The organism is Pseudoselenomonas ruminantium (assembly GCF_900113715.1).
Classification (GTDB): domain Bacteria; phylum Bacillota; class Negativicutes; order Selenomonadales; family Selenomonadaceae; genus Selenomonas_A; species Selenomonas_A caprae.
The window spans coordinates 144,768-167,032 of record NZ_FOQK01000003.1; the positions used below are offsets into that span (position 1 = coordinate 144,768).

Consider the following 22,265-nt stretch of genomic DNA (forward strand, 5'->3'; position numbering starts at 1 on the left):
CCCCTTATAGATAACCGTAGATTCCAGGCGGGACCCCCTGCCCGCCCAAAATCAGCGGCATACGTGCTTACGACATCATGACAGGCTTGACCTGCCAGATTTCATTGGCATACTCATCGATCGTGCGGTCAGATGAGAAGCAGCCAGAGTTGGCAATGTTCATCGCCGAGGATTTCAGCCAATTGTATTTGTCCTTATAGCGGCGCATGATTTCCTCATGGGCCTCAGCATAGGCATTGAAATCCTTGAGGATGAAGAACTCGTCATTGGCGTGCAGCAGATAGTCATACAGCGAATGGAAATCGCCATAGCTGCCGTCCACGAGCTGATTGACGACCAGGCGTACCTGCGGATTCGTGTTGTATTCATCCCAAGCCGAGTACGTGCCCGTCGCATAGTAGGTCAGTACTTCTTCCGCCCGGAGACCAAAGATGACGCAATGCTCATCGCCACCGACGGCCTCGCGGATCTCGACATTGGCACCATCGAGCGTTCCCAGCGTGATGGCACCATTCATCATGAACTTCATGTTGCCGGTACCCGAAGCCTCCTTGGAAGCTGTCGAGATCTGCTCACTGACGTCTGCGGCCGGATAGACGATCTCGCCGATCGATACGCCAAAGTTCTCGATGAATACGATCTTGATCTTGCCCTTGATGCTGGCATCGTTGTTGACCTTCGCCGCCACTGCATTGATGAGGCGGATGGTCTCCTTGGCGATGTAGTAGCCCGGGGCAGCCTTGCCGCCGAAGATATACGTCGTCGGCAGCATATCGTAGCTCTTGTCCGTCTTGAGCTTGTTGTACTGGTACATGATATGCAGGATATTCATAAGCTGGCGCTTATACGAATGGATGCGCTTCACCTGGATATCGAAGATCGAGTCAGGATCGACCTCGATGTGATTGTGTTCTTTGATGTATTCGGCCAGAGCCACCTTGCGCAGGCGTTTGACCTTGCCGAGCTCCGCCAAAAACGGCTTGTCATCGACATAATCGTTGAGCAGGTCGAGCTGCTCCGGATGACGGTGCCAACGGCGGCTGCCGATTGTCGCATCAATGAGGTTCGCAAGCTCCGGGTTAGCTCCCATGAGCCAGCGGCGATGCGTGATGCCGTTCGTCTTATTGTTGAACATCTTGGGGTTATACTCGCAGAAATCACGCAACGTCGTGGTCTTGAGGATATCCGAGTGGATCTTGGCCACACCGTTCACGCTATGGCAGCCGACAATCGCCAGGCGGGCCATATGCACCATACCGTCCTCGATGATCGAGAGCGCGCGTACCTTGCCTTCATCCTGCGGATAGCGCTCACGCACTTCCTCCAGATGGCGACGATTGATCTCGTCGATGATCATATAGACGCGCGGCAGCAGTGTGCGGAACATGTCAACCGGCCATTTCTCGAGGGCCTCCGGCATGATGGTATGGTTCGTATAAGCAATCGTGCTTCTCGTGATGACCCAAGCCTCATTCCACTCCAGTCCCTCTTCATCGACCAGGATGCGCATAAGCTCAGCCACTGCCACTGCCGGATGGGTGTCGTTGATATGGATGGCGATCTTCTGGCCGAAGTCATGGATGTCCATGCCCGTCTTCTTGTAATGGCGCACGATGCTCTGCACGCCAGCCGACGTCATAAAGTATTCCTGGATCAGGCGCATGCGACGGCCATCATAGGTGCTGTCATCCGGATAGAGATAGCGCGTGATGCTCTCAACGAACAAGCGGTACTCGTTCTTCTGCCGCATCTGTTCCTGCGTCAGCATGCCATAGTCAGAGAAGTCGCGGTTGACCTCAGCATTCCAGAGACGCAGCGTGTTCACCGTATTGTTATGATAGCCGACAATCGGTACATCATACGGTACCGCCATGACCGTCATCGGATTCTCATAGACCAGCTTGAGGCTGCCGTCTTCCATCTCTTTCATATATGCATGGCCGTTGAACTTGACATCGACAGCCTTATCCGGCTTGCGGTACTCCCAAGCGAAGCCATCGCGCAGCCAGTTATCCGGGATCTCAACCTGGTTGCCATCGATGATCTTCTGCTCGAACAGTCCGTACTGGTAACGGATGCTGCAGCCATGTCCCGGCAGGCGATGCGCTGCCATCGAGTCGATGAAGCAGGCTGCCAGTCGGCCAAGGCCGCCATTGCCCAGGCCGGCATCAGGCTCCTCTTCATACGTCTTGAGCAGGTCGAGGTCGAAATCGTCCAGGACTTCCTTGACGGCTTCCTCGATGCCCAGATTGATGAGATTTGCCTTGAGCAGACGGCCCATCAGGAACTCGATGGAGAAATAATAAACCTGTTTCTCCTCGCGCTCCCCGTAGGTACGGTTCGTCTTGATCCAGTTATCCGAGATATACTGCTTTGCCGTTGCGGCCACCGTCTGGTAGATCTCCGTCGGTGTCAGTTCATTGAGGTCGCGCCCCCACATGATATGTGCCGTATTGACGAAGCGGTTCTTCAAGCCTTCTTTGAGCTTTTCAAATTCTTTGTTCTTGGGACTCTTCTGTTTCTTTTCTCTGGCCAAATCCAAACACTCTCCTTTGGCAGTATTCTTCCTCATGGAATAGCAAACAACAACAGCCGTTGTAACCGCCACTGCCCGTTATAAGCAGTGGTGCCTCGTTACAACGGCTGACCTTGACATCAGATGACGACATTCTTCGTGACAATCAACGGATAGTTCTGTGCACCTTTGAGCCACTTCTCCTTCGTGATGACCACGTTCTTGTCGCAGATGACATTCTCGATGAGCGAGCCATCCTGAATGTCACATTTCTGCATTATGATAGAATTCTTGATCTTAACGTCCTTGCCGACCTTGACGCCGCGGAACAGGATGCTGTTCTCGACCTCGCCGCGGACGACACAGCCGTTAGCGATCAGCGAATTCTTGACCTCTGCCGTTTCCTTATACTGAACCGGCACTTCATCCTTGACCTTCGTATAGATGGAATTCTCCCCCATGAAGAGCTCTTCCCATACTTCAGGTTCCAGGATATCCATATTTGATTTATAGTATGCTGCCGTGGAATCCACATGAGCAACGTAACCATCGTGTTCACAAGCATAGATGTTGTATTCCGAGGCACGGCGGATGATGCCATCCATCAGCAGATCCTGACCACCATGCTCATAGGTATAGCGGACCATCTCGACAAAGATACGCTTCTCCATGAGGTATACGTTCATGGAAACCTGCGAACCATCATAGACGGCTGGCTTCTCGGCAATATCCGTGACGAGCCCATTCTCTGCCGTCTCGATGACGACATTCTTGCCCGTGGTTTCTTCCGAGACCGTGTGATACACCATCGTGATATCAGCACTGGTATTCTGATGGAAGCGCAGGAGCTGGCTGAAGTCTACATTGTAGACAAAGCTGCCGCTCGTCAGCAGCACATATTTCTGCGTGCTGTGCTCGAAGAAATCCAGATTGTGATAGAAATTCTTCAGATCGCCTTTGCGGGTCGTGCTTTCCTGCTGCGGAGCTGGAAGATAGAACAAGCCATCATGGCGGCGGGCCAGATCCCAATCCTTGCCGGAACGCAGATGGTCAAGAACCGAGCGCGGCTTGTCGGGTAGCATGACTCCCACATTGGTGATGCCGGAATTGACCATGCTCGAGAGGGTGAAATCGATCAGCCGGTATCTGCCAGCAAATGGCATGGACTCCACGGCCCGTCGATCCGTCATCTCCCGAATCAGGCTATTCTCTTCCTGAAGATTGATAATCCCCATTACTGTTTTCAATTTTATTCACTCCGATCCAACTATGACTAAGGTTGCTGTGTAATCTTGTGTGTATCAGCCAGCCTGTTTGCTGCCTGCCTCCGTCAATACGGTCTCGCCCTCGGCTACTACAGTAATGGCGCCTTTCTCTCCGGCTACTTTCGCCCCCTCAGCGATCTCGCAGTTCTGCGCGACGATCGCGTAGTCGACGACAGCATTATCACGGATGACCGTCGACGGCATGATGACCGAGTTCGTGACCTTCGCGCCTTTGCCGATGCGCACGCCCGGGAAGATGACCGAGTTCTCGACCTCGCCCAAGACCATCGACCCCTCACTGATCATCGAGTTCTTGACCTTGGCATTCGGGCCTACATAATGCGGCGGCATGGACGGGTTGCAGGAGCAGATCTTCCAGTCGCCGTTGATCTCAAACGGCGGCACATCCTGCAAGAGATCCATGTTTGCCTGCCAGAGGCTCTCGATCGTCCCGACATCCTTCCAATAGCCATCAAAGGCATAGGAGTACAGACGTGCCTTGTCGGCCAGCATCTTCGGGATGATGTTCTTGCCAAAGTCATGGCTGCTCGTCTCATCCTTGGCATCGTCTTCGAGATACTTCTTGAGGAAGCTCTTATTGAAGATGTAAATGCCCATCGAAGCCAGATTGCTCTTCGGTTTCGCCGGTTTCTCCTCGAATTCTTCGATGCGTCCATCTTTATTCGTGTTCATGATACCAAAGCGCGGAGCCTCGTCCCAAGGAACCTCAATGACACCGATCGTAGCCTCGGCCTTGTTCATCTTGTGCGCCTCAAGCATCCACGAATAATCCATCGTGTAGATGTGGTCGCCAGACAGAATCAGTACATACTCCGGGTCTGCCAGATCGATGAAGTTGAGGTTCTGATAGATGGCATCAGCCGTACCGCGATACCAGTCAGCACCCTTCTCGCGTGCATACGGCGGCAGGATGAAGATGCCACCCTCTTTCTTATCCAGATCCCAGGCGCTGCCCGAAGCCAGATAGTTATGCAGTTCCAGTGGACGGTACTGCGTCAGTACGCCTACCTTATCAATGCCGGAATTCGCACAGTTGCTCAACGGAAAATCAATGATACGGTATTTGCCACCGAACGGCACAGCCGGTTTTGCGATTTTCTTCGTCAACGCCCCCAGCCGGCTACCCTGACCGCCAGCCAGAATCATTGCTAAGCATTCTGTCTTTCTCATAAAAAATCCCCCTTGGATGTGTAGAAAGCAATTTCCCCTTTTTTATGATTGCTTTCCATATATGTATCTATAAAAACAGATTTCTCTGTTTATATACATGAATATCCATTTTCAACGCAAAACCATAATTTTCCATCAAAAACGTTCTTCTTTCTCAAGCTGCCCGCGAGAGATTTCCACATCTGCTGCCCCACGGCAAACTCGCAGCCCTTGAGAAAATCAATTTATAATCTAGTAGATTCGCCAAAATTTTTCTTTTTCCTGCTTCAAAAGAAAAAAATTACCATAAATTTTATTTTTTATTTGATAAATATAAAATATGCTATTGTGTACAAAAAAAGGACGCTTTTATGACATAAAATCATAAAAACGTCCAAACCAACGCGCCAACGAACAGCGCGATGCTGAATCCCCGCATGGCATTGCTGACTGCCTTGCCATGTTCCCCGAAAAACAACGGCGCCAGCGGCCGCATCTCATGTACCAGGAACGATACGCAGATCATGATCAGCGGGCCGTCGTCTGTCACCCACTCGTAGAGCAGGATGAAGGCGACAATGACAATGGCCAGCAGCTCGCCACGGGCATAGCCGGTTTTCTTCGTCTGCAACGCCTCATCATGGACCGCACGGCTGACAGGATTGCCAAACTCATCCGTACGGTCCTCTTCACGGACAAACCAACGGTAGCGCATGCCAGCCCTCCTCTAATCTCAATACAGTTCCGCAGTATCTTCGACCAGGCCATCGAGCATATTATACAAGCTGCGGCCCGGGCAATCCGTCGAGTTGTACTCGCGGTGTCCCTTGATGTGCTCGCGGTCGGGATTGATGCCATAGAAGCGGCAAAGAGCGGCCAGCAGCTCAGCAGCCGACTCCATTTGGGCTGACGTCGGTACAGCCTCCATGAAATTGCCGACCACATTGACACCAATCGTATGCCAATTATGCTGATAACAATGTGCCCCGAGCATATCCATCGGCCGCCCGCGCTCGATCGTGCCATCCTTGCGGATGAGGAAATGATAGCCGATTCCCGACCAGCCATTATTCAGATGCCACTGATGGACTTCCTCTGCCGATACGTCACGATTGGTACCGCCGATGTGATGGAGGACAATGCCATCCGTCGTCGTGCGGTTCTCCAGCGAGCGGAACTGCAGATCCGTCTCGCGGATTGGCAGCCCCAGCTTGGCATCGCGCCTGACGCCGCTGCCATCCGCATTCCAAGCCGCCTCTGCCTGTGCCTGTGGCCAAAGCTCCTGCGTCAGGACAGCGCCAGCCCCCATGCATATGATGTTTTTCAAGAAATCCCTGCGATTCATGTATATCTACCTTACTTTTTTACAATAACAGTCCTTATTTTAATCCCCCATTCTGAAAAAAGGCGGTAAGTCCTAAAATCATGCCTGAACAGGGCGCAGCTGCCAGCTGCCATCACCAGCCAGATGCAGCTCCGTATCATGCTGGGCAAATAAAGTCGAACGATGGCCAACACTTACAATGCTCACCTGTGGCAGCTCCCGCTTGATAAGCGCATACATCTCCTGCTCTCGCGGCTCATCAAGCGCTGAGCTCGCCTCATCGAGGAAAATCCAATCCGGCTTTACGAGCAGCACACGGGCAAAGGCCAGACGCTGCTGCTCGCCCAGCGACAGGATGCGGCTCCAATCGTCGACATCATCAAGACGGCTGGCAAACTTCGCCAAGCCGACCAATTCCAGCACTTCCTGCAGCCGCTCTGGGTTACCTTCGGTCGTCAACGGATAGTAAAGCGCACGCCGCAGACTGCCCAGCGGCAGATACGGCCGCTGCGGCAGGAACAGGATGCGGCTGCCCGCCGGAAACGTAATCCCGCCCTTGCCATAGGGCCAGATGCCAGCCAATGTACGCAAGAGCGTACTCTTGCCGCAGCCCGAAGCCCCTGTTACCAATACGCGGCTGCCGCTCGGCAATGCCAATGTGCAGTCCTGCAGCAACACGCGCTCATCCGGCAGCTGCACATGCAAAGCCGTAAGCGAAAGTTCCTGACCTGCCTGTTCGCCGCGCTGCACACCATTTTTGATGGCGCTGACTTCCTCGATATGCTCCGTAAAGCCAAGCAGTCGGCGAATCACAGCCAGCAGCTGCGCGATGGTATCGTAGGACGTGACAAAAAAAGACAGCGCATCCTGTACGTGGCCGAAAGCCGTCACCGTCTGCATAAGCCCGCCCAGTGCCATACCACCCGCAAAATACCGCGGTGCTGCCAGTACCAGCGGCACGATGATTGCCAGCTGGGCATAGCCATTGACATAAAAGTTCAATATCTTTGTCTGGCGCATGAGCTGCCAGTAATTCTTGATGACATGGGCAAAACGCTCTTTGAAGCCAATACCCTCAGACGATTCGCCGCGATAAAAAGCAACGCTCTCACTGTTCTCACGCACACGCATCATATTGAAACGGAAATCCGCCTCATACCGCTGCTGGTCGAAGTTCAAACGGATAAGCTTGCGGCCTGCAATATGCGCGCCGACAGTGCCCAGTACCGAATAGATGAGTGAGAACCAGAACATATAGCCATAGATGACAAATTCATGGCTGCCTAATGGCACCGTAAAAGCTCCTGACAGATTCCACAAGACGACGCCGAATGCCGCCAGCGTCGTAAACTGCTTGAGGAAGCCAATCAAAAGCTGCAGTGTCAAAAGCACAAACTGATTGATATCCTCACTGATTCGCTGATCAGGGTTATCGGTGTCGCTTTTCAAGACTTGCAAGCGATAATAAGATTGCTCGCGCAGCCACTTGGCCATGTAGTCATTGGTCAGCCAGGTACGCCAATTGATCTGGACCATCTGGCGCAGATAGATGGCGTAAACAGCAATGAAGATATGCAGGGAAGCCAGGCCCGTGAATTCGCCGACCAGCGGCCAAAAGCTATCTGCCTGATACTGCTGCAGGGCATTGTAGAATTCATTGAACCAGCTGTTAATGCAGACGAGCAAGTATACATCAAAAAAGTTCAGTCCAATGACAAATGCCAATAATCCTCTGGCACGCCATTTATGCTCAGAATTCCAATAGCCGCGGAACAAGCGCCAAAAATCATACATAAATCTTCTTTTCACACCGTTCACATCCTCTTCTATAATAGGCTAAAAGGCCATTGTATTTTAGTATAGACGTTTCTCCAGTTTCCCGCAAGGCTTGATTATGATAGAATAGAAGTGGCCTTAGGCCATAACAACAGGAGGTTTATACACGAATGATTCTCTATATATTGGGCTTTACCGCCCTATTCTTGCTGTTTTTACTCTACCGTTATCTGCCGAGCAAAAAAATTTTCTGCTACTTCTGCCTGACGCTCCTAGCCGCCGGCGGCATCGTCTACTTCCTCTGGCCGGCAAAAGAACCTGCGCCAGCTGCCATAAGTGAAGAAGACATAAACTATCAGCTCGAGCAGCAACAGATATTTGCGGCTTGGTATGCAGGGTATCAGCGCGACATCAGTGAACTTGACCGCAATTGGCAATGGTACCATCAGATTCTCGAAAATTTCAAAGAAGACTCGATCAGTATCCAGACGGCTTATGTCCGCCTCAAACAGCTTGACCAGGACAGTTTGCAGCTGCGTGACCGCATCAGCCATAATGCACCACCAGTCACGCTTAACGATGGCTGCTACGACCTGCTGATTGAAGTCATGAAAAAGACCAACAGCTATGCCGATGCCCAATATCATACCATCGCTCTCACCAAGGCAGCTGCCGACCCTGCCAACCTGCGCTCCAACGACCAGGCAGAACAGAGCCGCATGCTCCAATCAATCATGATCCGCGAATCGCCAGCCGGTCTCTACACAGCCAAAGAGATTGCCACCATCCGCGACTACCTTGACGTACAGGAAGATACATCTCCTGCCCAAAAGCAGTAACTGCATATGGATACAAAAATCCCCCGTAAACCAGATTGTCCATCCAGTTTACGGGGGATTTGCTATCCAATGAACCTTGCCTTATGTTTTTTATATCAATGCGCTGCCCGCGCTAAGGCCGCGCGGCGTTTTGCCCGCAGATGATACCACGCCATCGGCAGCACCAGCATCGGGATGCCGGCAAACAAGGCTTCCTGCAGCTCTGGCGTAAAAATCATGACCACCAGGCAGAAGACCTGTGCCCAAATACCAAACAGCGTAACATACGGAAACAGCGGCGTCTTATAACGCAACGTACCGACCTTGCCCTCAGCCATCAGCTGCTTGCGGAAACGATACTGGCTCCAGCAAATAGAAATCCAGGCAATCGCGCCGGTAAAACCTGAAACAGCCAGCAGATAGGTGTAAATCACAGAGTCCGGATTGAATGCATAGAGCAGGATAACCGCCCAGCAGGCACAGATGGAAACGAGGATGGCCCGCGATGGCATGCCATTGTCGTTGAGCTTGCCCAAAGCCTTGGGAGCCATATCAAGCTTTGCCAGCGCATGCATCGCCCGTGCCGCGCCATAGAGACCCGAATTCGAGCACGAAATGGCCGCCGTCAGGATGACAAACGCGAAGAACGCACCAAATCCCGTAAAGCCATACTGATTGACTGCTGCAGCAAACACGCTCTCTTCCAGTGTTGCCTTGTCCCAGGGCAAAATCGAAATCAGCAGCAAAATCGGAATGATATACAGCGCAATGATGCGCCACGTCACATTGCGGACAGCAGTCGGAATACTCTTAGCCGGGTCCTTGCATTCGCCTGCTGCCAGGCCGATGATTTCCGTTCCCTGGAAGTTAACCAGAATGATAACCATCGTCAGCACGATAGCCCAATAGCCATGCGGAGCAAAACCGCCACTGCCCAGGAGCACGCTGGTGCCGATATAGCCCTGATCGCCGATGAGGCCAAGACAGATGAGTCCAGCCACAATACTGAAGGCCACGAGAGCTACAATCTTGATAAGTGATAGCCACGACTCGCTCTCGCCGAACTTATCGACATGAAACAGATTGATACAGGTCACAATCAGACTGAAGAGCACCGCCCACCAAAGCTGACTGACCATCGGCAAAAAACTATTCATGATGATTCCCGCGGCAATCATCTCCGAGGGAACATACGCGACCCAGGTAATCCAATAGGCCCAGCCTACGCCGCACGCCCAGGTTGAAGAAATATGTTCCTGCGCATAATTGACAAATGACCCCGATATCGGTTTTTCGACCGCAAGCTCCGCCAGACAGAGCATTACGCAGAGCACAATCAGACCTCCTAAAAGATACGCCAGTATCGATGCCGGCCCGGCCTTTTCGAGGACATACCCCGTACCGAGGAAGTAGCCACTGCCGATGACTCCGCCCAGCGAAATCAGCTGCAAGTGCCTGTTCTTCAACCCTCTGTTCATTTTCGATTCGTTCATGACCTTACTAACACAACCTTCCCAGTACCGCTGCCTGTTTGTGATTTGTATAGCATCTGCCATCCGCGGCACTTCATTTATTACTTCCTAAAGAATACTACAAACGCCAAGGAAATACTATAGGCTGAGAAAAGTTTTATGAAATAAATTTCCCTTTCCGTCCCTGTGGATATTACGCTATAATGAAATATGACAATCCCTGCCAAGAGGTGAAACTATGAACGCATACCGAACCATCCAGGAAACTGATGACTCCATCGAGACGCTCTATGAGATACAGAAATCAAAATTCATCACGCATCTGCGCCATGCCGATACCGAAGAAGAGGCCCGTGCCTTCATCCAGGCAATGAAGAAGAAATACTTCGACGCCCGTCACAACTGCTCAGCTTACGTGCTCGGCGAAGGCGCCGACAAACAAAAATCCAACGACGATGGCGAACCTGGCGGCACTGCCGGCAACCCGATACTCGAAGCCATCAAGAAAAACGAACTTACGAATATCGTCGTCGTTGTCACGCGCTACTTCGGCGGTATCAAGCTCGGTGCCGGCGGACTGATACGCGCCTACAGCCATGCGGCAGTGCTTGGCATTGAAGCCGCAACAGTACTTGCGATGACCCCATTCCAGCAGCTCGATGTGACGGTAGGCTACGACCTGCTTGCCACCGTCGAGCACTGGATGCGCCAACACGAAATCCGCAGCCTCGAAGCCGACTATGCAGATAACGTCAACCTGCACCTGCTCATCGAGCCTACTGCCAGCGAGCACGTACAGGCAGAGCTTACCGACCTCACGGCTGGACGCGCAAGTATCACCCCCGGCGATGAGCAGCTCATCGCCATTCCCGCCTCGTGAATACCGTCAACGACAAAAGAGGTGTTGCCCGCAAAAACTTTGGGGCAACACCTCTTATTTTTATAACATCTTATCCTGCTGAGCTGACAGTTCCTTATCAGCTGCCAAGCCATACATGGCCTGCGCCTCGGGGCTGATACTTACCGTATACGCCTCACCAAAGAAATGATCGCTCGCCACATCTTTGATTTGGTCTTCTACCTTTTTCAGCTGTCCACTCAAATCGCTGATTTTCTCCGCATTCGCATCCGCACTGATACGGTCAAGCTCAGTAATCTGTGAACGATAATTGAATTTCTGCGCTCTTAGTGTCTCCAGGCTGCCGTCGTTTCCCTCCGGGCTGGCGGCACCTGCTTTTCCCATGAGATAGGGCGAAATCCGATCCGTGGGATTGTAGAGCACATTGGGAATCGATACGACTTCCATATACTCACCTCATTCCTACCATAACCCTATCTTTATTATACCGAAAAAAAAGGCCCGCTGAAATAGGCCTTTCTTCCTCATATCATTAAATTCAGATTATTTTTTCACCATGGTAGACTTCACCAGCAATATCCGGCTTGACGCCATAATCGATGGCCCACTCGCATTTATATTTGATGGCCTGCGCATGGATGCTTGCCAGCCTGTCCTGCGTGCGCACCACCTTGCCCGGCACGCCGACCACGAGCGAGTTCGGCGGAATCACATCATTCTCACGTACCAGCGCTCCCGCCGCAATAATAGAACCACGGCCAATCTTCGCTCCAGTCAACACCGTAGCATTCATGCCGATGAGCACATGATCCTCAATCTCGCAGCCATGCACGACAGCACCATGACCGATTGTCACATAGTCGCCGATGATGCACGGATAGTCATCAGCCACATGCAGGCAGGCCAGATCCTGCACATTCGAGCACTCACCAACCGAGATATAGTTCACATCCCCGCGCGCCACAACCCCCGGCCAAAGGCTGGCAAACCGCGCAACCCGTACATCGCCAGCCACAAACACTTGTGGCGCAACGAACGCTTCTTCATCAATCTGCGGGCGAATCCCCTTGAACACATTATCTTTAAGCGTATACATAGAAACACTCCTTTGACCGGTCAAAATAAAAGAGCCTCGCCATTGTCCTCAAACGCGAAGCCCTTTTATACAAGGAACGTTGTCTTCAACTACGACCCTTGTAAATCGTAATTGAGAAAACGATTACGAGTGGGATGCAGCTCATACGTCCGCCTGTCCCTGCGCCTATCATAGCACCACACCAAGAAAAAAGCAAGCGCTTTTCCTATTTTTTGCTCGTCTTTTATCTTTTTCTTTCTTTTTATGCCGCTTTTAGAACAATTTACCGCGCACATTGCCGGTGAAAAGCTCAATCTCATGGATGAATTCCTTCCACTGCTCAGGCATCTCCTTGCCTCGCAGCGTGTAGCTGCCGCTGTCCTCTGTGCCATCGTGCCAGATGAGCTTCCATTCCACCTGCGGCAGGTAGTCATCGGCAATCGTATCCGACTGCGCGCTGAACCGCGCCGCCTGCGCTGCAATGCGCTCCAGCAGCAGCGGCACATTGCGCACCGAGTCGAACGCATGGCGCTCCGTGCCCAGCCCCTGCTTATGGCGCGTGAATACCACGATATGCTTGCCACGATTGATGATCAGCTTCTCCACCAGCTGGATCTGCTTCTGCTTCGGCAGATAGATCGTGCCACCGCTATTCTCAATCGTATCATGCAGAATAAGCGACACCTGCTCCAACTGGCGCACCTTATGGATTTCGACCCCGGGAATCCGGTTCATGAGATCGACAAACGCGGCCCAGCTGCCAGGATATGCCTGATCACCTACAATGCGGCGCATGCCAATCTTCGAATCCTTGAACGCCAGCCGCCACAAATGATGCTGCTCTGGCGGCGTCTCCGGCTGATAACTCGCCCGCCAGGACTCCAGATGCAGCTTCTCTAAGTGGCGCAGCCAGCGGCGGCCGCTTTCCAGCACCTGCATCTTTGCCGTTCCGCCTTCCTCACCATGCGTAACACGGTAATATAATTGCCGCTCCTTTACAAGCAATTCCACTTTCAGCGGATATTCTTCCATCTCAAACGTCAATTTTTCCAGCAATCCTACCTGTTCCTCCCATCATCCCCAGATTTCGTTCACTACTACCATCATACGCATAGGAACTGGTTCCGTCAAGAAATATCCTCTACATATAAACCTCATCCGTCAGCCTGCGTCTGACACCTGCCCCCAAAGGGAATACGATACCACAAGAAGTCCACGCTCTCTGCCAGCGTGGACTTCTTGCCCTGGTATAGAAATGTACTTATTTTTTCAGGCTCTCGCCATTGCTGGCTATGACATCTTTGTACCACCAGAAGGATTTCTTGCGGTAGCGCGCCAGCGTGCCTGAACCGTCGTCATGGCGATCGACGTAGATGAAACCATAGCGTTTGGCCAGCTGTGCTGTCGATGCACTGACAAGGTCAATGCATCCCCAGGTCGTATAGCCCATGACTGGCACGCCATCTTCGATGGCTTCGCCGACCTGCACGAGATGGTCATTCAAATACGCGATGCGGTAATCGTCGTTGACCGTCTTGCCCCCCTTGCCATCATCAACGAGCTCGTCTTTCGCCCCGAGCCCATTCTCGACGATGAACAACGGCTTCTGCCAACGGTTATAGAAACGGTTGAGCACGAAGCGCAGGCCCTGCGGGTCGATCTGCCAGCCCCATTCGGATTCCTTGAGATACGGATTGCGCTTGCCGCCCATGAGGTTGCCTGCGCCTTTCTCCGCCTTCGCATCGGCCGACTCGCAGATGCTCACATAGTAGCTGAACGAGATGAAGTCGACGGTATTCTCCTTCATGAGCGCCAGTTCCTCCGGCGTCGTCTTGATCTCGATGCCATTTTCACGGAAATAACGTTTCATGTAGCCTGGATATTCGCCGCGTGCATGCATATCGCCAAAGAAATCGTTGAGATTGTTGGCCAGCATCGTCTTGATGATGTCATCAGGATTCGGCGTCAGCGGATACGTCGGCATCGACAGGATCATGCAGCCGATCTTGGCCTCAGGCATCATCTCATGGCCGATCTTCGTGGCCAGAGCCGAGGCCACGAGCTCATGATGGCAGGCCTGATAGAGGTCTGACAGGCTGAGTTCTTCCCGCGGCGTCATGATGCCGCCGCTCATCAAGGGAGCGTGCAAGATCGAGTTGATTTCGTTGAAGGTCAGCCAGTATTTTACCTTGCCCTTATACCGCGTGAAAATCGTACGCACATAGCGCTCATAGAAACCAATGAGATCATGGCTTATCCAGCCGTTGTATTTCTTTGCTAAATGCAGCGGCGTCTCATAATGCGAAATCGTCACGAGCGGCTCGATTCCGTATTTATGGCACTCAGCAAACAAGTCATCATAGAATTGCAGGCCCTTTTCATTCGGTTCAGCATCATCGCCATGCGGATAGATGCGGCTCCAGGCAATCGAGGTGCGGAACACCTTGAACCCCATCTCGGCAAAGAGCTTCACATCCTCCTTGTAGCGATGATAGAAGTCGATGCCGACAAGTTTCATATTGTCGGCGGTCGGCTCGGCCGTCGGCGCCCCCTTGATGCCGCGCGGCATGATATCCTGGATATCGATGCCCTTGCCATCTTCGTTGTAAGCGCCTTCACATTGATTGGCAGCTACTGCGCCGCCCCATAAAAAATCCTTAGGAAAAGCCATTGTGCAAAACTCCTTTATGCGATTACCGTCAGAAGATTTTCTTCTTCTTTGATTTCCTGCCCCGTGACCGTGACGATATCCATATACTGATCCGTATTCGTGACGAGCACCGGCGTCGTGACATCATAACCCGCCGCCCGGATAGCTGCTGCATCGAACTCGATAAGCGTCTGCCCAGCCTTCACATGCTCACCCTGCTTGACCTTAGCCGTGAAATGCTGGCCCTCCAGCTTTACCGTATCCATGCCGATATGGATGAGCAGCTCCGTGCCCTTGTCGGTAATCAGACCGATCGCATGAGCCGTCGGGAACAGCGTCATGACCGTGCAGTCGGCCGGAGCGACCACGCGGCCATCCGACGGGTCGATGGCGATGCCCTTGCCGAGGACGCCCGTGGCGAACGCCTCGTCAGCCACATCTTCCAAAGCAACCAGCGAACCAGCCAGCGGTGCCTTGATGACCTCACGCTCCGCCGTCCGGCCGTCTTTTTCCTCGATGACCGTCAGTTTTTCCGCTGCCTCAGCCGGCTTGGCATCCTTATAGAGGACTGCCGTGACGATAAGGCCAAAGGCAAACGAGACAGCCGAGGCGATCATGCCGCCATACATACCGGAAAGATCTCCCGTCTGCGTGTCGATGAAGGTCGGATAGCCAAAGATGCCAAGACCGCCGAACATGAACAGCTTGACGGACAGCAGGGCCATCAGCGCACCGCCGATAGCACCGCCGATGCAGGAAATGATGAAGTATTTCTTACGGGGCAGCGTAACGCCATAGATGCATGGCTCCGTAACACCGAAGATGCCCGAGATGAAGGCCGGCAGGGAAAGACTTTTTAATTTTGCATCCTTTGTACGCAGGAAAATGCCGAGGACAACACCAATCTGCGCAAACGAACAGCCAAAATACGTAACGACAAGCGGATCGAAGCCATATACCGTGATGTTGTTGATCATGATGGGGATAAGGCCCCAATGCAGGCCGAACATGACGAAGACCTGCCAGAAAGCACCGATGAACAGTCCCGCAATGGCTGGGCTGACGTTGTAGATAGCCATAGCTGCGGCGCCGACGATCTGGCCAGCCCAGGTTGCCACCGGGCCAATGACCATGAAGGTCAGCGGCACCACAATCAGTATGGTGAAGAACGGCGTCAAGAAGCTCTTGAGCATGGTGGGCATGACCTTCGCCACTGCCTTTTCCACCTTGGCACCGAACCATACGGCCACGATGATGGGAATGACGCTGGAAGCGTAATTCATCAGGATAACAGGCAGGCCCAGCAGTTCCATATGAATGGCCGACTGGAAAATCGTGCCGTCAAAGAGGTTGTACAGCGTTTCCCCCTTCATGATGGCAGAAACCGTGGGATAAACCAATGCCGCGCCGATAGCCATACCCGTGAATTCGTTCATCTTGAACTTCCGGGCTGCCGTAAGGCCAAGGAAAATCGGCAGGAAATAGAAGAACATATCCCCTAGGATATTGAGCATCTGAGCCATGCCACTCTTGGCTTCCACCAGCCCCACGGCCATAAAGAGCGCCGTGAAGCCCTTGATCATGCCGGTTGCCACCAGCACGCTGAGTACCGGCTGGAACACGCCGGAAATCAAATCAATGAACCGGTCCAGGGGGCTGAGGTTCTTATCCTCTTCTTCCTCACCGCCCTTAGGAGCGTTGCCGGCGATTCCCGACACTTCCAGCACCGTATCATAGACATCGGCCACTTCATTGCCGATGACCACCTGATACTGCCCGCCGCTCTGGATGACGGTCACGACACCTTCGCGAGCCTTCAGATACTCCGTATCTGCCTTGCTCTCGTCCTTGAGCTTGAACCGCAGCCGCGTGATGCAGTGGGCCAAGCTGATGACATTTGTCTCGCCACCCACGTGACGGACAATGTCTTTTGCTAGTTCTTCATACTTCTTCATCATGAATCCCTCCAAAATTAAACAACTTTGAAGGTTTGGCCAACCTAATGTAACCATCCTAAACATAAAAAAAAAGCGTGGATCAACCGTGAGAACAGAAAAAGCCCTCAAGGTTTGGCCGCTCGCGCGTAACCATCCCGCTCAACTCGATTACAATAATAACAAATCGGTGGAGAAATGTCAACAAAAATCTCTGTCCCAGAACAGAACCAGCGGCCAGTCTGCCCGCCACGTTGTGCATGATATGGCTGTTGCTTCATCCCCCATGATTTTTCGTTTATTAATCAATTTTAATGAAAGCTATTTAGAATATACACGATGAATATTGCCGCAAAGAAAAGGAATCCTACGAGCATTCTATTTATGATTCATCATCATATCCCCCATTTCTTCCGTGCTACGATAAATCAACGAGGAGACATCATCTATCATGACCATGACAGCAAAAGAAATATTGAAATTCTTGCTTCCGGAATATCAAATACTAACCACTATCAATGAAAAAGGGTTCATTGCCCAAGATCCGGCAGAATCCCGCCTACGCCTTCCCCCAACACAAACATATCCCAGCGGAATGGTTGCGCAGCAAACGGAACCGGCCCCAGCCGCCGCTCAACCTATGCCCTCCATATCAGCCGCCCCGTTTCCCCAGCCTGATGAGAGCCTGACTTCTCCAAAGAATATATCCGGCAACGAAGAATCAAAAACAACCACGGAACCCAGCAATGCCTTTGCGGACCTGCCCGCTTCACTGAAAAAATACTGGGTGGGCTCTGAACGTGACCGCCATGCACTTTGCAAAGCGTTTCAACGGCCCTATGTCAAAGGATTCGAGCATAATATCCCGAAAAATGCCATCCTGCTCATCGGCGAAAACAGCCGCGGGAAAACATACGCCGTCAAATGTATCAGTGAACTGTTGAAACAGCGCAAAATATTCCGCTCCCCCGCTCTATCCATCATCGATTTCAACGATTACGCTGCGGATACTTCCCAGGGGCTGTTCCTAAGCGATTTATACCAGGCATTGAATACCCATACCGAAGCAGTCGTATTCGAGAATGTCGAAAAATCATCTATGCCCCAGCTTGAGATCCTGTACCAGCTTTTGACCGAGGGAACTTACAGATTATCCAAGCGGTACATGATGCACAACAGCAGTCTGGTTGAGGCCACAGGCATGCTGGACACAGGACTCGTTTCTAACATAGAGGCCCGGGGAAAGTTCTTTGTCTTTACGACGACCCTTTCACAGGCAAAGATAATCGCATTTCTGGGAAATAAAATCATAAAGGAGTTTGGCGACATCATAGCGCTGGATCCCATCGCAGGCAAACAGATAAAGGACCTGGCCTATACGCTCTGCGTCAACATGCTGCACAAGTGCAAAGACAATCTGCATATCGACGCTGAAGTCGACGAAACACTCATCAACGAATTAAGCACCCACTATGGCACCACGCATAGCATAAAAGATTTAGCCACTTACATAGAAGACCAGCTCTATGACCCTTTGACGGAGATGAAGCTGCAAGAGAAACTCCATGACCATGAGCGCATTCAGCTGTCATATGACAAGGGATATTGCGTAGCAGCAGAAAGCGGCGAAATCATAAGGACATCTGCCTACCAGAAGAATTACTATGCACTTGAACTTGAGGACGCGCGTCAGGAATTGGAGCAGGTAATCGGTCTTGCCAAAGTAAAAGAATACGTGCGGAATCTGGAAAACAACGTCAAGGTCCAGCGGCTGCGAGCCGGCAAAGGCTTAAAAAGCACCAATCTGTCCATGCATATGATTTTCGCAGGCAATCCCGGCACAGGAAAAACGACCATGGCCAGGATTGTCGCCAAATACCTGAAAGCAATCGGTGTGCTGTCCTCCGGCCATTTATGCGAAGTGACGAGAGCCGATTTGGTAGGCCAATACGTTGGCCATACCGCAGCAAAAACCACAGCTGTGATCAAGAGCGCCATCGGCGGCGTGCTGTTCATCGATGAGGCCTATTCACTCAGTAGAGGGAAAGGCGATGTTTTTGGCACAGAAGCGATTGACGCGCTCGTGAAAGGCATGGAAGACAATCGGGAGGATCTGGTTGTAATCCTGGCCGGCTACGAAAAGGAAATGCAGGAATTCCTCAAGACCAACAGCGGCCTGAAGTCCCGCTTCCCCAATATTGTTCATTTTGAAGATTACACCATCGAAGAAATGTGCCGGATTGCTGACGTCACTGCCACGGCAAAGGGCTACAAGCTCTCCGATCTCTGCACAGACGGCTTGCGGCATACCTTTGAGAAACATCAAATCAAAGGGAAGAATGACAGTGGCAATGGCCGTCTCGTGCGGAACCTAATTGAAGATGCTATCTTGAAGCAATCCCAAAGAATCATGCAAAATCCAGAAGACAATATGGAATTACTGCTCCCAGAGGATTTCGGCTTCACAGAACAAACAGGATTTGACCTTGAAAAACGTCTGAATAAAGTAATCGGCATAGAAAATGTCAAGAAATACATCCGCAGCCTTGCCGCCCGCATAAAGATCCAGGCCATGCGAAGGCAGGCCGGCTTGAAGACCGATGACACCCAAACCTTGCATATGATTTTTGCCGGCAATCCCGGGACTGGCAAAACCATGATGGCCCGGACGGTTGCAGACGTACTGTACAATCTCAAGGTCATCCCCACCAACAAACTGATAGAAACCGACCGCTCAGGTCTTGTCGCAGGCTATGTGGGACAGACGGCGATAAAGACGCGCCAGGTAATCGAGACGGCCTTAGGCGGTGTGCTGTTCATCGACGAAGCCTATGCGCTGGCGCAGGGCAGCAAAAACGATTTTGGGCAGGAAGCCATCGATACACTCGTCAAGATGATGGACGATAACCGGGACCAGCTTGTCGTAATCCTCGCCGGCTACAGCGAGGATATGCATAGCTTCCTGCGCAAGAACGCCGGCCTGCAGTCCAGATTCGCCAATATCATCGAGTTTCCCGACTACACTACCGATGAGCTCATGCAGATTGCCGAGAATATGTATGCCGGCAATGGATATGTATTGGATGCAGACAGCCAGGCCCTCCTACGAGAAAAATTTGCCGCAGCCCGCTTGGACAAACAGTTCGGCAATGGCCGCTATGTAAGGAACGTATTCGAAAAATCCATCAATAACCAGGCGCTGCGCCTGAGCAAGGAAAACAATCTTTCCCAAGCTGCATTGAGCACCATCACGAAAAACGATATACAGGAGGTCTGATGATATGAAAGAACGGATTTTGAACTTCATGGCAGGACTATGGTTTTTCGGGATATTGATGTGGGCACTGCTTTTTGGCGTCCTTGCCCTGCTCATGATTTCTTTCTGCGATATCGCCGGCATGCTTAACAGCGGATTTTCCAAATCCGCCATTGGCCTAATCGTCTGCTTCTTATTGGGAATGATTTTAACCCTAACAGGTGCGATTCCTGTATTCAGGAAATGCTACTATAAATTACCCTGGCTATACCCTTTCAGCATGATGCTCAGCATGGATCTTTTCATCGTGAGCATTGCGGAAACCATCTTAGCCAAAGGATTTTCTGTAATCAGTACGCCACGTCATACCATAACCATAGCCGTTATGGTTGTGCAACTCATTGTCTGCAGGCTTGCAATGTGCGCTTATCTGAAAAAATATCCCATGGCCATCCACCAATATGACAGGCTGGAGTGATACGAATGGAAAACAATGAACGAAAGAATGAACATACACTGGAAAACCACAGGGAATACATCCCTGACATAGCGCAGGGAATGCCAGATCATAGCCATGAAGCGGCTTCCCCTTTCACCAAGCGCATAATAAAAGAAGCCGTCCCGCTTCTCCTGGCCAGTATGCTGGCCATTATCTTCGGGATGATGAGCCATTCCGGCCACGCTGTCAACAAGAGCAGTGACGCAAAAGCAGCCCTCGAAACCCATATGTCCACTACACTGCCTGCCGGTACCAGGCTGCTGTCAAAAGACGAGCACTACGCCGGTGGCGATATGACCATCACACATAAAGATTCTGCGGCAAAAACCAAGCTGTATATTTGGGATTATGCCGCAGAAGATGGGGACTATGTGCAAATATTTGTAGATGGGGCACCACTTGGCGAGCCTTTCATGATAAAAAATACCCCCGTAGCTCTTACGGTGCCGGCTGTTGGCGAAGTCAAAGTCGTAGGCACCCGAGATGGCGGCGGCGGCATAACTTATGCAGTTTATTATGAATCGGATCAGACCACCTATTTCAATGGCATGAACCAAGGCGGCAGCAATGTGTACACACTGCTGCGGGAATAATTATTTTGCCGGCCAATACAAAAGAGGGTGTGACAAAATGCAAAAGCATTTTGTCCACCTTCTTTTTTCATGCCTATTTTTACTTTTTAGAGAATAACCGCTGAAAAATGGGCACAAAGCCCCTTTCCCCATAAAACAGTATTTCTACAGATTATGCGGCTTTCTTCAAACGTAACTTTTTTTTATGATATTTATAGAGGTTGTGCCCAATAGAAACCAGGAAAATCTCCAACCGGACCTGTTTCATACCTTTTCGGACAATTCGTTTGTACCAACGATTATTTTTCATGATGCCGAAAGTTCCTTCTGATTGAATGGAACGATTCATACGGAGAAGTGCACCATGGATGCTTTCTAGGTTATCCACAACTTCCTGATGCATGGAAGTCAATTCTTCGTTGATGCGAATGATTCTATTCTTGTCCGTCCTTTTGCATTGTGTAGCATAAGAACAATCGGTACAATCTTCGCATTGATATATTTCTTCCTGACGTCCATACAGATTTCCTTTGATATTCTTGCGATATTTGAGATGGAAGGCTTTTCCCGCAGGACAGCGTAGTATACCGTCTTCGTCAATCTTGAAATTGACTGGCCGAAAGGGATTATCCCGATATTTCGTGTTGGTTGTTTCTTTTTTGAACATGGGAAATTTCATATATTTTTCCATGCCGTGCTGCTCACAGAAAATGTAATTGTTGTAAGAACCATACCCTGCATCGGCCACAGGATATTTCGGATAGAATCCATATGTTTTATGGAACTGCTCCAATAAGGGAATGAAACAGTCCATATCCGAGCGGTACTGATTGACGTCAGCTACAGCGATGTATTCATCGGCAATACCGAATTGGACATTATAGGCGGGGAGCAGCTGGTCGTTTCCCATATAGTCCTTCTTGATCCGCATGAATGTTGCCGAATGGTCTGTTTTGGAATAACTGTTGCGGTTAGGCCCGCAAATGGTAATCCGTTCGACATACTCCTCAAGCTTTTCGATATATTCCTGCAGGCGCTCGTAGTGCCTCTGTTGTGGCGTTTTGCGATGACCAATACCAT

Annotated in this window: 18 protein-coding genes; 5 read left to right on the forward strand and 13 right to left on the reverse strand. The window is 51.3% G+C overall.

Annotation, left to right across the window (positions count from 1 at the left end; genetic code table 11):
* Window positions 1–67: 67 nt before the first annotated feature.
* The 6 genes from BM181_RS02715 to BM181_RS02740 all read right to left on the reverse strand — a co-directional run bounded on the left by BM181_RS02715 (window position 68) and on the right by BM181_RS02740 (window position 8,068).
* Entirely contained in the window at window positions 68–2,572 is a 2,505-nt protein-coding gene (locus BM181_RS02715) for a glycogen/starch/alpha-glucan phosphorylase (protein ID WP_075442229.1), read from the reverse strand.
* 83 nt (window positions 2,573–2,655) lie between these two features.
* Entirely contained in the window at window positions 2,656–3,762 is a 1,107-nt protein-coding gene (gene glgD, locus BM181_RS02720; RefSeq protein WP_075442231.1) for a glucose-1-phosphate adenylyltransferase subunit GlgD, read from the reverse strand.
* Window positions 3,763–3,816: 54 nt separating this feature from the next.
* Complete coding sequence (locus tag BM181_RS02725) at window positions 3,817–4,971, reverse strand: glucose-1-phosphate adenylyltransferase (protein ID WP_075442233.1); 1,155 nt, start codon at window positions 4,969–4,971, stop codon at window positions 3,817–3,819.
* Window positions 4,972–5,332: 361 nt separating this feature from the next.
* Window positions 5,333–5,665, reverse strand: a complete 333-nt coding sequence (locus BM181_RS02730) for a hypothetical protein (protein WP_075442235.1) — start codon at window positions 5,663–5,665, stop codon at window positions 5,333–5,335.
* Window positions 5,666–5,683: 18 nt separating this feature from the next.
* Window positions 5,684–6,277 (reverse strand): peptidoglycan recognition protein family protein, encoded by a 594-nt coding sequence (locus BM181_RS02735; RefSeq protein ID WP_256211258.1) that lies wholly within the window; start codon window positions 6,275–6,277, stop codon window positions 5,684–5,686.
* A gap of 96 nt (window positions 6,278–6,373) precedes the next feature.
* Window positions 6,374–8,068 (reverse strand): ABC transporter ATP-binding protein/permease, encoded by a 1,695-nt coding sequence (locus BM181_RS02740; RefSeq protein ID WP_075442239.1) that lies wholly within the window; start codon window positions 8,066–8,068, stop codon window positions 6,374–6,376.
* Window positions 8,069–8,220: 152 nt separating this feature from the next.
* Here BM181_RS02740 and BM181_RS02745 point away from each other — a divergent pair, with 152 nt between their 5' ends.
* Window positions 8,221–8,889, forward strand: a complete 669-nt coding sequence (locus BM181_RS02745; RefSeq protein ID WP_075442241.1) for a hypothetical protein — start codon at window positions 8,221–8,223, stop codon at window positions 8,887–8,889.
* 95 nt (window positions 8,890–8,984) lie between these two features.
* On the opposite strand, the gene BM181_RS02750 is transcribed toward BM181_RS02745, so the two are convergent.
* Window positions 8,985–10,361, reverse strand: coding sequence for an amino acid permease (locus BM181_RS02750; protein ID WP_177207147.1), 1,377 nt, complete (start codon window positions 10,359–10,361; stop codon window positions 8,985–8,987).
* Window positions 10,362–10,578: 217 nt separating this feature from the next.
* On the opposite strand from BM181_RS02750, the gene BM181_RS02755 reads away from it, so the two are divergent.
* Window positions 10,579–11,220: a YigZ family protein gene (locus BM181_RS02755; protein ID WP_075442243.1), complete on the forward strand. Its 642-nt coding sequence runs from the start codon at window positions 10,579–10,581 to the stop codon at window positions 11,218–11,220.
* Between the two features lie 60 nt (window positions 11,221–11,280).
* Here BM181_RS02755 and BM181_RS02760 read toward each other — a convergent pair whose 3' ends face one another.
* The 5 genes from BM181_RS02760 to BM181_RS02780 all read right to left on the reverse strand — a co-directional run bounded on the left by BM181_RS02760 (window position 11,281) and on the right by BM181_RS02780 (window position 16,882).
* Complete coding sequence (locus tag BM181_RS02760) at window positions 11,281–11,646, reverse strand: hypothetical protein (RefSeq protein WP_075442245.1); 366 nt, start codon at window positions 11,644–11,646, stop codon at window positions 11,281–11,283.
* A 91-nt stretch (window positions 11,647–11,737) separates the two neighbouring features.
* Complete coding sequence (locus BM181_RS02765; protein WP_075442247.1) at window positions 11,738–12,295, reverse strand: gamma carbonic anhydrase family protein; 558 nt, start codon at window positions 12,293–12,295, stop codon at window positions 11,738–11,740.
* 252 nt (window positions 12,296–12,547) lie between these two features.
* Entirely contained in the window at window positions 12,548–13,330 is a 783-nt protein-coding gene (locus BM181_RS02770) for a hypothetical protein (RefSeq protein ID WP_075442249.1), read from the reverse strand.
* A gap of 205 nt (window positions 13,331–13,535) precedes the next feature.
* Window positions 13,536–14,945 carry a glycoside hydrolase family 1 protein gene (locus BM181_RS02775; RefSeq protein WP_075442251.1) on the reverse strand — a complete coding sequence of 470 codons (1,410 nt, stop codon included), beginning with the start codon at window positions 14,943–14,945 and terminating at the stop codon, window positions 13,536–13,538.
* A 14-nt stretch (window positions 14,946–14,959) separates the two neighbouring features.
* Window positions 14,960–16,882, reverse strand: a complete 1,923-nt coding sequence (locus BM181_RS02780; protein ID WP_082336124.1) for a beta-glucoside-specific PTS transporter subunit IIABC — start codon at window positions 16,880–16,882, stop codon at window positions 14,960–14,962.
* A 763-nt stretch (window positions 16,883–17,645) separates the two neighbouring features.
* On the opposite strand from BM181_RS02780, the gene BM181_RS02785 reads away from it, so the two are divergent.
* Genes BM181_RS02785 through BM181_RS02795 form a run of 3 tightly spaced genes read left to right on the forward strand, consistent with a single transcriptional unit; the run spans window position 17,646 to window position 21,206 of the window.
* Window positions 17,646–20,135 (forward strand): AAA family ATPase, encoded by a 2,490-nt coding sequence (locus BM181_RS02785; protein WP_218150081.1) that lies wholly within the window; start codon window positions 17,646–17,648, stop codon window positions 20,133–20,135.
* A gap of 4 nt (window positions 20,136–20,139) precedes the next feature.
* Window positions 20,140–20,592: a hypothetical protein gene (locus tag BM181_RS02790; protein ID WP_075442257.1), complete on the forward strand. Its 453-nt coding sequence runs from the start codon at window positions 20,140–20,142 to the stop codon at window positions 20,590–20,592.
* A gap of 5 nt (window positions 20,593–20,597) precedes the next feature.
* Window positions 20,598–21,206 (forward strand): hypothetical protein, encoded by a 609-nt coding sequence (locus tag BM181_RS02795; RefSeq protein ID WP_075442259.1) that lies wholly within the window; start codon window positions 20,598–20,600, stop codon window positions 21,204–21,206.
* A gap of 151 nt (window positions 21,207–21,357) precedes the next feature.
* On the opposite strand, the gene BM181_RS02800 is transcribed toward BM181_RS02795, so the two are convergent.
* A partial coding sequence (locus BM181_RS02800; RefSeq protein ID WP_143092090.1) for a transposase occupies window positions 21,358–22,265 on the reverse strand: 908 nt, incomplete at its 5' end.